Source organism: Kitasatospora sp. P5_F3, from assembly GCF_054049135.1.
This window is the reverse complement of sequence record NZ_JBFUMY010000036.1, coordinates 103278-115320: the sequence shown is the minus strand read 5'-3', so window position 1 is coordinate 115320 and position 12043 is coordinate 103278. Positions and strand designations below refer to the sequence as shown.

The window sequence follows — 12043 nt, the reverse complement described above, 5'->3', positions numbered from 1 at the left end:
GGGTCCCCCGGCTCAGGTGGAGTAGGCGCTGTTCTCGTGGACGTAGTCGGCGGTGAGGTCGTTGGTCCACACCGTGGCCGCCGCCTCACCGGCCCGCAGGTCGGCGGTGATGACCACCTCGCGGCCGGTCATGTCCACCAGGTCCCGGTCCTCGCCGACGCTGCCGTCCTTGCAGACCCAGACGCCGTTGATCGCCACGTTCAGCTGGTCCGGGTCGAAGGCGGCGTCGGTGGTGCCGATCGCGGCCAGCACCCGGCCCCAGTTCGGGTCCTCGCCGTGCAGGGCGCACTTGAGCAGGTTGTTCCGGGAGATCACCCGGGCCACCTGGACGGCCTCCTGCTCGGTGGCGGCGCCGGTCACATCGATCCGGATGTCCTTGCTCGCACCCTCGGCGTCACCGATCAGCTGGCGGGCCAGGTCGGCGCAGACGGTGGCCACGGCGGCGGCGAACTCGTCCTGCTCCGGGACGACTTCGGACGCGCCCGAGGCCAGGGGTGGGGGGGGGGGCGGCGCCGCGCGGCGTCCAGGCCCTCGGCGGTGACCTCGGCATCGGTGGTCAGCACCACCAGCATGGTGGCCAGACCGGGGGCGAGCATGCCCGCACCCTTGGCCATCCCGCCAACCGTCCAGCCGTTCTTCGTCACCTGCGCGGTCTTGTGCACGGTGTCGGTGGTCTTGATGGCGATCGCGGCGGCCTCGCCGCCGTCCGCGCTGAGCGCCTTGGCGGCCTGCTCGACACCGGGCAGCATCAGGTCCATCGGCAGCCGGAGACCGATCAGACCGGTGGAGGCGACCGCCACCTCGCCCGCGTTCAGCGACAGCTCGGCGGCCACCTTTTCGGCGGTGGCATGGGTGTCCTGGAAGCCGAGCGGGCCGGTACAGGCGTTGGCGCCACCGGAGTTGAGAACGACCGCGGAGATCCGGCCGCCCTTCACCACCTGCTCGGACCAGAGCACGGGGGCGGCCTTGACCCGGTTGGAGGTGAAGACGCCGGCCGCCGCGTTCGACGGTCCGTCATTGACCACCAGGGCCAGGTCGGGGGTGCCGCTGGCCTTGATGCCCGCGGTGACGCCGGCGGCGCGGAAGCCCTTCGCCGCCGTCACGCCTACGTTCTGAGTGTTCGTCACGGTGCAACTCCGTTCAGCGGAAGGCCGAGCTCCTCGGGGAGTCCGAGGGCGATGTTCATGCTCTGCACCGCGCCACCGGCGGTGCCCTTGACCAGGTTGTCGATCGCGCTGATCGCGATGATCCGGCCCGCGTGCTCGTCCAGCGCGACCTGGACCAGCGCGGCGTTCGAGCCGTAGACCGAGCTGGTCCGCGGCCACTGACCCTCCGGCAGCAGCCGGACGAACGGCTCGTTGGCAAAGGCCTGCTCGTACGCGGCGCGCAGGCTCGCGGCGGTCACGCCGGGCTTCGCCTTGGCGCTGCAGGTGGCCAGGATGCCGCGCGGCATCGGCGCCAGCGTGGGGGTGAACGAGACGGTGATCTCCTCGCCCGCGACCGGGCCGAGGTTCTGCGCCATCTCGGGCGTGTGGCGGTGCCCGCCACCGACGCCGTACGGGCTCATCGAGCCCATCACCTCGCTGCCCAGCAGGTGCGCCTTGACGGCCTTGCCCGCACCGGAGGTACCGGACGCGGCGACCACCACGGCCTCCGACTCGGCCAGCTTCGCGGCGTACGCCGGGAACAGCGCGAGCGAGACGGCGGTCGGGTAGCAGCCGGGGACGGCGATCCGCTTCGTGCCCTTGAGCGCGGCCCGGTGGCCGGGCAGCTCGGGCAGGCCGTACGGCCAGGTGCCGGCGTGCGGCGAGCCGTAGAACTTCTCCCAGACCGCCGGGTCCTGGAGCCGGAAGTCCGCCCCGCAGTCCACCACCAGCACGTCGTCGCCGAGCGCCTCGGCGACGGCCGCCGACTGCCCGTGCGGCAGCCCGAGGAAGACGATGTCGTGCCCGGCCAGCACCTCGGAAGTGGTCGGCTCCAGCACCCGGTCGGCCAGCGGCAGCAGGTGCGGCTGGAGCTCACCGAATCTCGTCCCGGCATTCGACCCGCCGGTCAGCGCCCCGATCTCGATCTCCGGATGCCCGAGCAACAGACGCAGCACCTCCCCGCCCGCATACCCACTGGCGCCGGCGACGGCGACTCGCAATGCCATGATGATCCCTCCTAGGACTCGGCATGAATATACGCATCACGGAACATTCATGCAAGGAGTCCCCACGGCCCGCCCGGGGGCGGCGGATCCGGTCGGCAGCGTGGCACACGCCGGGCACCCGGCACCCACGACCGCGCACGTCTCCGTCAGGTCGGCCACCCCGTGAACCCGCTCGCGCGGGCGGTGCCGACCGCGAGAGGATCGGCCCCACACCAGGGGAGGTCCTGATGGACGGTCAGACGGCGCGGATCGCCGCGCGATGCGAGTGCGGCGCCATGGGGGTGCGACAGGTGAACCAGTTCCTGCTGCGGGACCGGCTGTGGTCGGACGCCGAGTTCTGCTGCGCGGCCTGCGGTACGTACCGGTGCGAGCACTCCGGCGAGGGGCCCGCGCCCGAGGACACCGTCTCGCTGTCCCAGGCCCGCGAGCTGACGGCGGAGCTCGGCCGGGACGGCCGGACGGGCACCAGGACGGAGCTGGCGTACCTGCAACTCCGGCCGCGGCAGCGCGGGGTACCGACCGAACTCAGCCCCCTGACTCTCCCATAGTGTCAACTGGCGGTTGACATTAGGGGATGCGTCAACCTATCGTTGACGCATGACGATTCCCGTGCGACTCGACGACCTGATCGACGCCATCAAGAAGGTGCACCCCGACGCCCTGGACCAGCTCTCCGGTGCCGTCATCGCCGCCGACCACCTCGGCGACCTCGCCGACCACCTGATCGGCCACTTCGTGGACCAGGCCCGGCGCTCCGGCGCCTCCTGGACCGACATCGGCAAGAGCATGGGCGTGACCCGGCAGGCCGCCCAGAAGCGCTTCGTGGCCAAGGACCCGGGCGAGCCCGGCGACCTCGACCCGAACCAGGGCTTCGGCCGCTTCACCGACCGGGCCCGCCAGGCGGTGGTGGCCTCGCAGGAGGAGGCCCGCTCCGCCGGCAACCAGGAGATCCGCGCCGAACACCTGGCACTCGGCCTGCTCGCCGTCCCCGAGTCGACCGGCACCCGGGCGCTGGCCGCCCAGGGCGTCACGCCCGAGGCGGTCCGCGCGGCCGTCAGCGTCGTCCTGCCCGCGCCGGTGGCGGACGTGCCGGGGCTGATCCCGTACGACGCCGGCGGCAAGAAGGCGCTGGAGCTGACGTTCCGTGAGGCGCTCCGACTCGGCCACAACCACGTGGGCACCGAGCACATCCTGCTCGCCCTGCTGGAGCTGGAAGGGACGGACGGGCTGCTCGGCCGGCTCGGCGTCAGCAAGGCGGCCACCGAGCAGTTCGTTCTCGAACAGGACTGACCAGGCCCCGGCCCGGCCGACTTCGGCGTCGGACTCGGCGTTGGACCCAGCCCCCTGACGGCCCGTCGGGGGGCTGAACGCGGTTCGGTGGCGTTCGGCGAGGAGATCAGGAAGGCTGGCGCCCATGGTCCTGGTAGTGCAGAACGTGGCGATCGACTGTGCGGATGCCTATGAGCTGGCCCGGTTCTGGAGCGAGGTGACCGGCCGTCCGATGGATCCGGAGGACGCACCGGGCGCCCACGAGACCCAGGTGCTGCTGGCGGAGGGCCCGGTGCTGTACTTCAACCAGGTGCCCGAGCCCAAGACGGTGAAGAACCGGATCCATCTCTGTCTGCGCCCCGAGACCTCGCGCGAGCAGGAGGTGGAACGGCTGCTGGGCCTCGGTGCCACCCTGGTCGCCGATCGCCGGAATCCCGACGGCTCCGGCTGGGCGGTCCTGGCCGACCCGGAGGGCAACGAGTTCTGCGTGCTCCGCAGCGAGTCCGACCGGGCCGCGATGAACGCGATGAATCAGCCTTAGTTCTTGACGGCCCGGAGCAGCACGAACTTCGGGTCGCTGCTGACCACCTGTGAGTTGCCGAACAGGCGGCGCAGCTTGACGTGGTAGCCGAGGTGCCGGTTGCCGATCACCCAGAGCTCGCCGCCGGGGCGCAGCGCATGCTTGGCGGTCGTGAACATCCGCCAGGCGGTGGCGTCGGTGGTGGCCTGGTGGGTGTGGAACGGCGGGTTGTTGAGCACCAGGTCGAGCGAGTCCGGTTCGGCGTCGGCGAGCGCGTCGCCGACCGTGAACTCGGCCTTCGCGGCCGGGCCGAGCGCTGCCCGGAAGGTGGCCTCGGCGGAGGCCACGGCCTGGTACGACTCGTCCACGAAGAGCAGCTCGGCCTCGGGGTTGGCCAGCGCGGCGGCGGTGCCGACCACGCCGTTGCCGCAGCCGAGGTCGGCGATCCGCTTCGGCCCGGTGGTGGCCGGGAGGTGGGCGAGCAGGAAGCGGGTGCCGATGTCGAGGCGTTCGGCGCAGAAGATGCCCGCGTGGTTGGTGACGGTCCGTCCGGAGACCGGGCCGACGTCGGCGGGGAGGGTGTAGCTGATCGGCCAGGGGCTGACGGTCCTGGGCAGCGCCGGATCCGGCGTGCAGTGGATCAGCCGGGCCTTCCTGACGGCCAGTGAGGTCTTCGTCGGGCCGAGGATCCGCTCGAACAGGTGCAGGGTGGAGGTGTGGATCTCGGTCACCATGCCGGCCCCGATCACCACCGTGCCGGAGTGGACGGCGGGGGCCAGCCGGTGCAGCTGGTCCTCCAGCAGCGCCAGGCTCTTGGGCACCCGGACCAGCAGCACGTCGATCCGCTCCGGCGGCGGGTCCTGAGTGGTGAGCAGCTCGACCGCGCCCGGCTCGGCGCCGTTGCGGGCCAGGTTCTCGGCGGTGGCCCGGCGGCCGAGCCAGGAGTCGGAGATCTGGGTCGGCCGGTGCGCGGCCAGCGCGGTGGCCAGGGCGCCCCAACGGTCGCCGAGCACCACCACCCGCCCGCTCAGGTCCACCGGCGGGGCCCCGTCGATCCCGTGCAGCTGCCGGAGCAGGTACTCGTCGGCGGCGTCCCAGGCCCGGAGGCGGTCGCGCGGGTCCTCGGGGAAGCGGCTCAGCTCGAACTCGCCCCATGACGTCGTGAAACTTTCCATCGTTCGCCCAGGCTATCCGAGCCGGGCCAGGTCGATCCGCGCCGCCACCGGCAGATGGTCGCTGCGGGTCGGTGGCAGGGTCCAGCTGCCGGTCACGGCCGCGCCCCTGGTCAGCACGTGGTCGATCCGGGCCAGCGGGAAGCTCCGGGGCCAGCTGAGCTCCCGGCGTCCCCCCTCCCCGAGCAGGCCGGTGACCGGGGCCAGGCCCCGGTCGTCCAGGGTGCCGTTGAGGTCGCCGAGCAGGATCACCCGGGGCAGCGGTTCGGCCGCGAGGGCGGCGGCCAGCAGCCGGGCGCTCTCGTCCCGGCGGTCGGTGCCGTAGCCGCCCGGGCCGAGCCGGACCGAGGGCAGATGGACCACGTACACCGCCGTCTCGCCCTGCTCGGTGTGCAGGGTGGCGCGCAGGGCCCGGCGCCAGTCGGCGGTCAGACCGCGCGGCTTGAGGTCGACCGGCCGGACGTCGGTGAGCGGGTACCTGGACCAGAGGCCGACGGTGCCTTCGACCGCGCGGTACGGGCGGTCGGCGCCGAGCACGGCCTGGTAGTCGGCGAGCCGCTCCGGGAGCAGCTCCTCCAGGGCGACCAGGTCCGCACCGCTGTCGGCCAGGGTCCGGGCGGTGCCGGCCGGGTCGGGGTTGGCGTCGTCCACGTTGTGCTGAACCACCGTCAGCCCGCCCCCGTCCCTGTCGGCTGCGGCCGGGAGGAACAGCGCAGCCCAGACCAGCGCGGCGAGCCCGACCGCCAGGCCCGCCGTGGCGGACCGGCGGAGCAGCGCGAGCAGCAGCAGGACCGGCAGCACGAGGCCGAGCCAGGGCAGGAAGGTCTCCAGCAGGCTGCCCAGCCGCCCCGGCCGGTTGGGCAGCAGCCAGGGCCACAGCAGCAGCGCCGTCACCAGTACGGCCGTCCCGGCCACCAGTCGTCCTCGCCGCCATATCTCCGTGTCCACAGCTGACAGGAGGTCAGGAACGGGCGGGCCGGTTCCGGCCGGGGCGGGTAACGTCCGGTGCATGTCGACCACGCTGTACGGCACCGCCGTCACGCTGCGCCCCGCCACCGCCGAGGACGTCGCCCCGCTGGCCGCGATCCGGGCCACCCCGGAGGTGTTCGCCCGCTGGCGCGGTACGGGCGACCTGCCCGCCGAGGTGGCCGAGGACCTGGCCGACCCGGGGACCGAGGTGTTCGCGATCGAGCACGCGGGCCGGGTGGTCGGCGCCGTCCAGTGGCACGCGGAGAACGAACCGGACTACCGGCACGCGGGCATCGACATCTTCCTCGACCCCGCCGTGCACGGCCAGGGCCTGGGCACCGACGCCGTCCGCGCTCTCGCCAGGCACCTCACCACCACGCTGGACTTCCACCGCCTGGTGATCGACCCGGCCGCCGACAACGCCGCCGCGATCCGCTGCTACGCAAAGGTCGGCTTCCGCCCGGTCGGCGTGATGCGGGCCTACGAACGCGGCGCGGACGGAGCCTGGCATGACGGCCTGCTGATGGACCTGCTGGCGGAGGAGGTGACCTGACCGCCAGTCACCCGACCAGCGGATGAGCCGCCTGGTACGCGAGCCGCTCGTCCGCCTGCGCACCGATCGCGCCGAGCAGGTCGTCCAGGCGCAGGAAGACCTCCCAGGGCGCCTGGCCGGTGGCTTCGGAGATCCGGACGGCGACCAGGTCCTCCAGTTCGGCGATCCGGCTGTTCTTCCAGACCTTGTCGGCGAGGCTGACCAGGAGTTCCTCGGTGCTGATGCCGGGGCGGGTCCAGGAGGCGTGCGAACCGGCGAACCTGGCCGCCTCCGGCGGGAAACCGAGCTCCAGCAGCAGCTGCTCCCCGGCCGGTTCGTGCAGCGCACCGGGCCGGCTGAGCTCCTCCGGGTGGCGGACCTTGCCCAGGTCGTGGGTGGCCGCGCCGAACCGGACGGCCTCGGTGTCCACCGTGAGCTCCGGCCAGACCTCGGCGAAGCCGGCCGGCAGCCGGGCCGCCACGTCGTGCACCAGCCGCAGGTGGGCCACCAGCCGGGGCGGGGCGGTCAGTTCGGCGTACAGGTCCTCGATGCCGGGTGGGAGGGCGTAAAGCCGGGGCTGGCTGATGGTCATACCGATTAGTGTGCACGCATGCTGACTGACGCGATGGTCGACCGGTACCTGCGGCGGCTCGGGGTGGACCGGCCGGGGCGGCCCACGACGGAGGGGCTGTTCGCGCTGCACCGGGCCCACGTCGAGCGGGTCCCGTACGAGAATCTGGAGATCCAGCTGGGTCGGCCGACCACGATCGAGCCGGTCGATTCGGTGCGGCGGATCCTCGCCGGGCGGGGCGGGTACTGCTTCCATCTCAACGGGGCGTTCGCCGCGTTGCTGACCGCCCTCGGCTACCGGGTGACGTGGCACGTCGCCGGGGTCCAGCCCACCCCCGCTGCCCCGGCCGGGGCGAACGCCAACCACCTGGCGCTGACGGTGGAGTGCGAGGGCGGGCGCTGGTTCGCGGACACCGGGCTCGGCGACGCGCTGCACGAGCCGCTGCCGCTGAGTGAGGGGACGTACCGTCAGGGGCCGTTCGCCTTCGGCCTGGCGCCCTCGGCGGCCGAGCCCGGCGGCTGGCGCTTCAACCACCACCCGCAGGGCTCGTTCCTCGGCATGGACTTCCGTCAGGAGCCCGCCGACCGGGCCGACTTCCTGGACCGGCACACCTGGCTCTCGACCTCGCCCGACTCCCCGTTCGTGCACCGGGCCTGTGCGCAGCGCCGGGATGCCGACGGGACGGACGGACTGCGCGGCCTGGTGCTGAGCCGCACCGACGCCACCGGGCGCACCGAGACCGAACTCCTGGATCCCGCCGAGTGGTTCACCGCCCTCGCGGACGTCTTCGGCCTCACCCTCGCGGAGATCGGCCGGGCCGACCGCGACCGCCTGTGGCGCAAGGTGCACGCCGCTCACCTGGACTGGGCCGGTGAGCGAGCGGTCGCGGCCGAGCCGGTCAGCGGGTGACCTGCCAGCTGAGCGAGTCGGTGAGGCCCGCCCGCAGTTCGGGGTCGCGGACGGCGGTGGTCAGGTCGCTGGCCACGGCGGTGAGCTGGTGCGGGCGACTCTTCGGGCCGGTCAGCTTGAGCTCGGTGAGGGCGAGTTCGGTGCGGTCGCGCAGTGCGGTCAGCTCGCGGCCGTCCAGGTACCACCGCAACTGGGTGCCCGACACCGGTAGTTCGACGCTCAGCCGGTCGGCGGCGGTGAGCTGCGCCGAGGCGGGGGTGGCGCTGGCCAGCGTGCTGGCGTAGCGGTAGAACCCGGCGATCATCGCCTCCCGGCCGGGGAGGTTGAACTCCCGGCCGAGCGACCGCATGATCGAGTTGTCGGTCGGCCGGTACAGCCCCTGCGGGTAGTAGCCGCCGCCGAGGTAGGCGCCCACGGTGCCGCCGTCCGGCGAGGTCTGGCCGAGCCAGCGGTACCACTTGGTGTGGCTGCGGCGCAGTTGGGCGGCCGTCTGCTTCGAGATGTTGGCCTCGGTCGGCTCCTTGCCCTGGTAGCTCCCCTGGCCCTCGTAGAAGTACTCGTCGGCGAGCAGGCCGAGCGAGTGGCCGGTCTCGTGCACGGCTATCTGTCCGGACTGGGCGTTGCCGCCCGCCACGGTGGCGATGCCGGAGTAACCGAGCGAGGAGACCACGTCGTTGTAGCCCGCGCCGCCGTACTTGGCACTGTTGGCCACCACGACCACCAGGTCGGCCTGCGGCGCCTTGGCGGCGTACCGCTCCACCGCGTCGGTGTCCACGCAGAGCAGCCGCTCGACGTCGTCGCACCAGAAGTACGAGCCGAGCGCGGTCTGCCGCTTGGTGGCCTTGTCCGGGTCGCCGCTCACCCCGGACTCAGCCGAAACCGCCTCCACCGCCCAGACGTTGAACAGGCCGCGGTAGGTCTTGTACGGCTCGACGGCCGAGATCTGCTGCCACTTCGCGGTGGCGTCGGTCAGGAACTTCGCCTGCTGGTCGGCGGTGTAGCCGTCCCCGATCATCACGATGTCGAGCTTGGCGGCGGTGGCGCCGCTCTGCACGATCGGGGTCACAGTGCCGTCCCCGGTCACTCCGGCCGCTGCCGAGAGCGCAGGCGGGGCGGTGAACGGGGAGGCCGCCGGGGCCTCGGCCCGCGAGATGGTGCCGTCCTCGGCGAAGCTCTCGACCTGGTGGCCTGGACGGGTCACCGGAGCGGGGGCGGCTGCGACGGGTGTGCTGCCGAGCGCGGCCAGGGCGAGCGCGCCGGCCAGGGCGAGGGTGCTGATTCTGCTGCGGTGCACGAGGGTCCTCCCGGGGAGGTAAGTTGACGGTTAATCAGACTTAAGTGGTGAGTTAATGTAGGCCACCCACCGGGGCCCCGACAATGGGGCGGACCGCACTGGCGGACACCACCGGCTGATGACCTGGGAGGACATGGGCATGACGGTCCGGACCGACGCCGCAGCCATCGGGCAGCGACTGCAACAGCTGCGCCGGGAACGCGGGTTGACCCAGCGGGCACTGGCCGGCGACGGGTACACCGCCGCGTACGTCTCCACCCTGGAGGCCGGCCGGGTCCGTCCCTCCGAGACCGCCCTGCGCTACCTCGCCGAGCGACTCGGCGTCACCCAGGACGAGCTGGCCACCGGCCGTCCTGCCCAGCTGGCCACCGAACTGCGGCTCGCCCTCACCGAGGCCCAGGCCCTGCTCGCGGCCGGCCGCCCTGGCCCGGCGGCCGAGGGCTTCGCCGCCGTGCTGGAGCGGGCCGAGCGCGAGGAGGTGGCCGCCGTCCGCTCCGCCGCCCTGCTCGGGCTCGGCGAGTGCGCGCTGGAGAGCGGGCGGCTGGAGCAGGCCAGGGAGCACTTCGAGGCGGCCGAACAGCTGCTCGCCGACCAGCCGCTGCCACAGCGCGCCGCCGCCGTCAGGGGCCGCGCCGTGGCGTATCTGCTCTCCGGCGAACTCCGGTACTCCTGTTACCTGCTGGAGACCGCGATCGACCAGCTGAACGCCACCGGGCTGCCCGACCCGGACGCCCTGCTGCTGCTCTACGCCGCCGTGATCGGCCCGTACATGGACATGGGCGCGCACACCCGCGCCGCCCAGGCCGCCGAGCTGGCCCTCGCGCTGGCTCCCACCGCCACCGACCCGGCGCTGGTCGCCGGGCTGCACCGGAGCGTCGCCCGCACCCTGATCGCGGCCGGCCGGATCACCGAGGCGGACGCCTCGCTCGCCCGCGCCCAACAGCTCTACCAGCGGCTCAGACTCAGCTCCGACCTGGCCAAGTGCCACTGGATGCGCGGCTATGTGCACGCCCAGGCAGGCCAGTTGGACCTGGCCGAGCACGAACTGCGCACCGCCCGCCAGATGCTGACCGTCCAGCAGGCCGAACTCTTCACCCACCAGGTGGACGTGGAGCTCGCCGACGTGCTCCGCCGCCGGGGCCGCCACCAGGAGGCGGGCCAGCTGCTGCACGCCCTGCTCGACCGCCTCGGCCCGCACCGGGGCGCCGTGCACGCCGCCGGGGCGCACCGCCTGCTCGGCCTGATCGCCGAGGAGCAGGGCACCCCGGAGGATGCCGAGGAGCACTACGTCCGCGCCCTCTCGCTGCTCGAACAGACCGGCGCAGCAGGCGATCTGGCCGACCTCTGCCGCCTGCTCGGCGACCTCTACCGCCGCACCGGCCGGACCGACCTCGCCCTCGACGTCTACCGCACCGGCCTCGGCCACCGCGCCGCCCCGGGCACCACCACCCTCGGCCCCGGCCCGGCCCAACCGCCGGTCGGTCTAGGCACAGAGGGAGCCGACCAGTAGCCCCATCAGGGCCTGCTGCTGGACCGCGCCCTTGGTGTGGTCGTACGGGACGTACGAGACGCTGATCTGGCGGCGGCCGTCCGCCGTGCCGACCATCGCGGTCTGGAAGCCCTTGGTGCTGCCGGTGTGGCCCCAGAGCGGCCCGCACGGGGAGTCCATCCGCTGCAGGCCGAGCCCGTAGCCGACGCCGGGGCGGACCGTCTCGGTGCGCAGCAGCTCGGCCTGCTCGGCGGGGTGCAGGAGTTCGCCGCCGAGCAGGGCGGACTGGAAGCGGTCCAGGTCGGCGGTGGTGGAGAGCCCGGACCCGGCGGCGCCGACGGCGGAGGGGTTGAACTCGGTGACGTCGGCCGGGCCTTCCGGCAGGTCGAAGTAGGCGTGCGCGTGCGGGCCGGGGATCCGGGCGGAGTCCCGGGGGAAGTCGGTGTGCCGCAGCCCGAGCGGGCGGACGATCCGGTCCCGGACCTCCTGCTCCCAGCGGTGGCCGGTGACCTGCTCCACGAGCATCGAGGCGATCACGTAGTTGGTGTTGGAGTACTCCCAGCGCTCACCGGGCTGGAAATGTACGGGCATCGCGGCGGCCAGGGCGGCCAACTCGCGCGGCTGGTAGCCGTCCCAGCGGCCCTCGGCCACCCAGCGGCGGATCGACTCCTCGTCGGTGAAGGCCAGGTCGGGGTGCTTGGTGAAGTCGGCCAGCCCGCTGGTGTGGTTGAGCAGTTGGCGGACCGTCACCCCAGCGCCGCCGGGCAGCAGTCCGGGCAGGTGCTGCTCCACCGTGTCGGTGAGTGCGAGCCGTCCCTCGCCGACCAGTTGGAGCACGGTGGTGGCGACGAAGGGCTTGGTCACGCTGCCGATCCGGAACCGCCCCTGCTCGGCCACCGGCCGCCCGCTGCCCAGCTCGCTCACCCCCGCGCCGCCACGCCACACCGTGCGCCCGTCCTGGCGGAGTTCGGCGATAGCGGAGGTGGCGCCGGCGGCGACCAGGCTGTCCAGCCCACCCTGCCAGGTGTCCGTACCAGCCACGACCGAGGCCGAGGCAGTGGGCGCCGCACCGATCACCATCGCACCGGCCAGCACCCCGGCAGCAGCAATCCGCAGCATCCGAACAGCACCCATGACTACCTCCCGTTCCCCGCGCCGGGCCCCTC

The 12043-nt window shown here is 73.0% G+C and carries 12 protein-coding genes and 2 pseudogenes; 6 read left to right on the top strand and 8 right to left on the bottom strand.

Features of this window, described 5'->3' with window-relative positions; genetic code table 11:
* Positions 1-12: 12 nt before the first annotated feature.
* The 3 genes and pseudogenes from ACXJMZ_RS22645 to argC all read right to left on the bottom strand — a co-directional run.
* A pseudogene (locus tag ACXJMZ_RS22645) lies at positions 13-495 on the bottom strand (bifunctional ornithine acetyltransferase/N-acetylglutamate synthase); the annotation flags it as partial.
* A 25-nt stretch (positions 496-520) separates the two neighbouring features.
* A pseudogene (locus ACXJMZ_RS22640) lies at positions 521-1127 on the bottom strand (bifunctional ornithine acetyltransferase/N-acetylglutamate synthase); the annotation flags it as partial.
* Positions 1124-2152 carry an N-acetyl-gamma-glutamyl-phosphate reductase gene (argC, locus tag ACXJMZ_RS22635; RefSeq protein WP_457031881.1) on the bottom strand — a complete coding sequence of 343 codons (1029 nt, stop codon included), beginning with the start codon at positions 2150-2152 and terminating at the stop codon, positions 1124-1126. The gene argC and the pseudogene ACXJMZ_RS22640, both read right to left, overlap by 4 nt.
* A gap of 227 nt (positions 2153-2379) precedes the next feature.
* Between argC and ACXJMZ_RS22630 the strand changes: the two genes are divergently transcribed.
* The 3 genes from ACXJMZ_RS22630 (at position 2380) to ACXJMZ_RS22620 (ending at position 3962) form a co-directional block, all read left to right on the top strand.
* Positions 2380-2700 (top strand): hypothetical protein, encoded by a 321-nt coding sequence (locus ACXJMZ_RS22630; protein WP_457031880.1) that lies wholly within the window; start codon positions 2380-2382, stop codon positions 2698-2700.
* A 49-nt stretch (positions 2701-2749) separates the two neighbouring features.
* Positions 2750-3442, top strand: a complete 693-nt coding sequence (locus tag ACXJMZ_RS22625) for a Clp protease N-terminal domain-containing protein (RefSeq protein WP_457031879.1) — start codon at positions 2750-2752, stop codon at positions 3440-3442.
* Positions 3443-3566: 124 nt separating this feature from the next.
* Positions 3567-3962, top strand: a complete 396-nt coding sequence (locus tag ACXJMZ_RS22620; protein WP_457031878.1) for a VOC family protein — start codon at positions 3567-3569, stop codon at positions 3960-3962.
* Here the strand turns inward: ACXJMZ_RS22620 and ACXJMZ_RS22615 are convergent.
* Together ACXJMZ_RS22615 and ACXJMZ_RS22610 are read right to left on the bottom strand one after the other, a co-directional pair.
* On the bottom strand, positions 3959-5116 hold the full coding sequence (locus tag ACXJMZ_RS22615) for a methyltransferase (RefSeq protein WP_457031877.1): 1158 nt from the start codon (positions 5114-5116) through the stop codon (positions 3959-3961). The two genes, ACXJMZ_RS22620 and ACXJMZ_RS22615, sit on opposite strands and share 4 nt — an antisense overlap.
* 12 nt (positions 5117-5128) lie before the next feature.
* Positions 5129-6124 (bottom strand): endonuclease/exonuclease/phosphatase family protein, encoded by a 996-nt coding sequence (locus ACXJMZ_RS22610; protein ID WP_457031876.1) that lies wholly within the window; start codon positions 6122-6124, stop codon positions 5129-5131.
* Between ACXJMZ_RS22610 and ACXJMZ_RS22605 the strand changes: the two genes are divergently transcribed.
* On the top strand, positions 6123-6635 hold the full coding sequence (locus ACXJMZ_RS22605; RefSeq protein ID WP_457031875.1) for a GNAT family N-acetyltransferase: 513 nt from the start codon (positions 6123-6125) through the stop codon (positions 6633-6635). The two genes, ACXJMZ_RS22610 and ACXJMZ_RS22605, sit on opposite strands and share 2 nt — an antisense overlap.
* A 7-nt stretch (positions 6636-6642) precedes the next feature.
* Here the strand turns inward: ACXJMZ_RS22605 and ACXJMZ_RS22600 are convergent, their stop codons facing one another.
* A complete protein-coding gene (locus tag ACXJMZ_RS22600) occupies positions 6643-7206 on the bottom strand; it encodes an HD domain-containing protein (RefSeq protein WP_457031874.1) in 564 nt (187 codons plus the stop codon).
* Between the two features lie 18 nt (positions 7207-7224).
* Between ACXJMZ_RS22600 and ACXJMZ_RS22595 the strand changes: the two genes are divergently transcribed.
* Positions 7225-8094, top strand: coding sequence for an arylamine N-acetyltransferase family protein (locus ACXJMZ_RS22595; RefSeq protein WP_457031873.1), 870 nt, complete (start codon positions 7225-7227; stop codon positions 8092-8094).
* On the opposite strand, the gene ACXJMZ_RS22590 is transcribed toward ACXJMZ_RS22595, so the two are convergent.
* A complete protein-coding gene (locus ACXJMZ_RS22590) occupies positions 8084-9388 on the bottom strand; it encodes a M64 family metallopeptidase (protein ID WP_457031872.1) in 1305 nt (434 codons plus the stop codon). The two genes, ACXJMZ_RS22595 and ACXJMZ_RS22590, sit on opposite strands and share 11 nt — an antisense overlap.
* 139 nt (positions 9389-9527) lie before the next feature.
* On the opposite strand from ACXJMZ_RS22590, the gene ACXJMZ_RS22585 reads away from it, so the two are divergent.
* Positions 9528-10898 carry a tetratricopeptide repeat protein gene (locus ACXJMZ_RS22585; protein ID WP_457031902.1) on the top strand — a complete coding sequence of 457 codons (1371 nt, stop codon included), beginning with the start codon at positions 9528-9530 and terminating at the stop codon, positions 10896-10898.
* Here the strand turns inward: ACXJMZ_RS22585 and ACXJMZ_RS22580 are convergent.
* Positions 10872-12011: a serine hydrolase domain-containing protein gene (locus tag ACXJMZ_RS22580; protein WP_457031871.1), complete on the bottom strand. Its 1140-nt coding sequence runs from the start codon at positions 12009-12011 to the stop codon at positions 10872-10874. The genes ACXJMZ_RS22585 and ACXJMZ_RS22580 overlap by 27 nt on opposite strands.
* Between the last annotated feature and the right edge of the window lie 32 nt (positions 12012-12043).

What these genes read in the sequence shown, in the direction of transcription:
- argC (WP_457031881.1), bottom strand. Translation starts at nt 2,152, where the DNA reads ATGGCATTGCGAGTCGCCGTCGCCGGCGCCAGTGGGTATGCGGGCGGG.
- ACXJMZ_RS22630 (WP_457031880.1), top strand. Translation starts at nt 2,380, where the DNA reads ATGGACGGTCAGACGGCGCGGATCGCCGCGCGATGCGAGTGCGGCGCC.
- ACXJMZ_RS22625 (WP_457031879.1), top strand. Translation starts at nt 2,750, where the DNA reads ATGACGATTCCCGTGCGACTCGACGACCTGATCGACGCCATCAAGAAG.
- ACXJMZ_RS22620 (WP_457031878.1), top strand. Translation starts at nt 3,567, where the DNA reads ATGGTCCTGGTAGTGCAGAACGTGGCGATCGACTGTGCGGATGCCTAT.
- ACXJMZ_RS22615 (WP_457031877.1), bottom strand. Translation starts at nt 5,116, where the DNA reads ATGGAAAGTTTCACGACGTCATGGGGCGAGTTCGAGCTGAGCCGCTTC.
- ACXJMZ_RS22605 (WP_457031875.1), top strand. Translation starts at nt 6,123, where the DNA reads ATGTCGACCACGCTGTACGGCACCGCCGTCACGCTGCGCCCCGCCACC.
- ACXJMZ_RS22610 (WP_457031876.1), bottom strand. Translation starts at nt 6,124, where the DNA reads ATGCACCGGACGTTACCCGCCCCGGCCGGAACCGGCCCGCCCGTTCCT.
- ACXJMZ_RS22600 (WP_457031874.1), bottom strand. Translation starts at nt 7,206, where the DNA reads ATGACCATCAGCCAGCCCCGGCTTTACGCCCTCCCACCCGGCATCGAG.
- ACXJMZ_RS22595 (WP_457031873.1), top strand. Translation starts at nt 7,225, where the DNA reads ATGCTGACTGACGCGATGGTCGACCGGTACCTGCGGCGGCTCGGGGTG.
- ACXJMZ_RS22585 (WP_457031902.1), top strand. Translation starts at nt 9,528, where the DNA reads ATGACGGTCCGGACCGACGCCGCAGCCATCGGGCAGCGACTGCAACAG.
- ACXJMZ_RS22580 (WP_457031871.1), bottom strand. Translation starts at nt 12,011, where the DNA reads ATGGGTGCTGTTCGGATGCTGCGGATTGCTGCTGCCGGGGTGCTGGCC.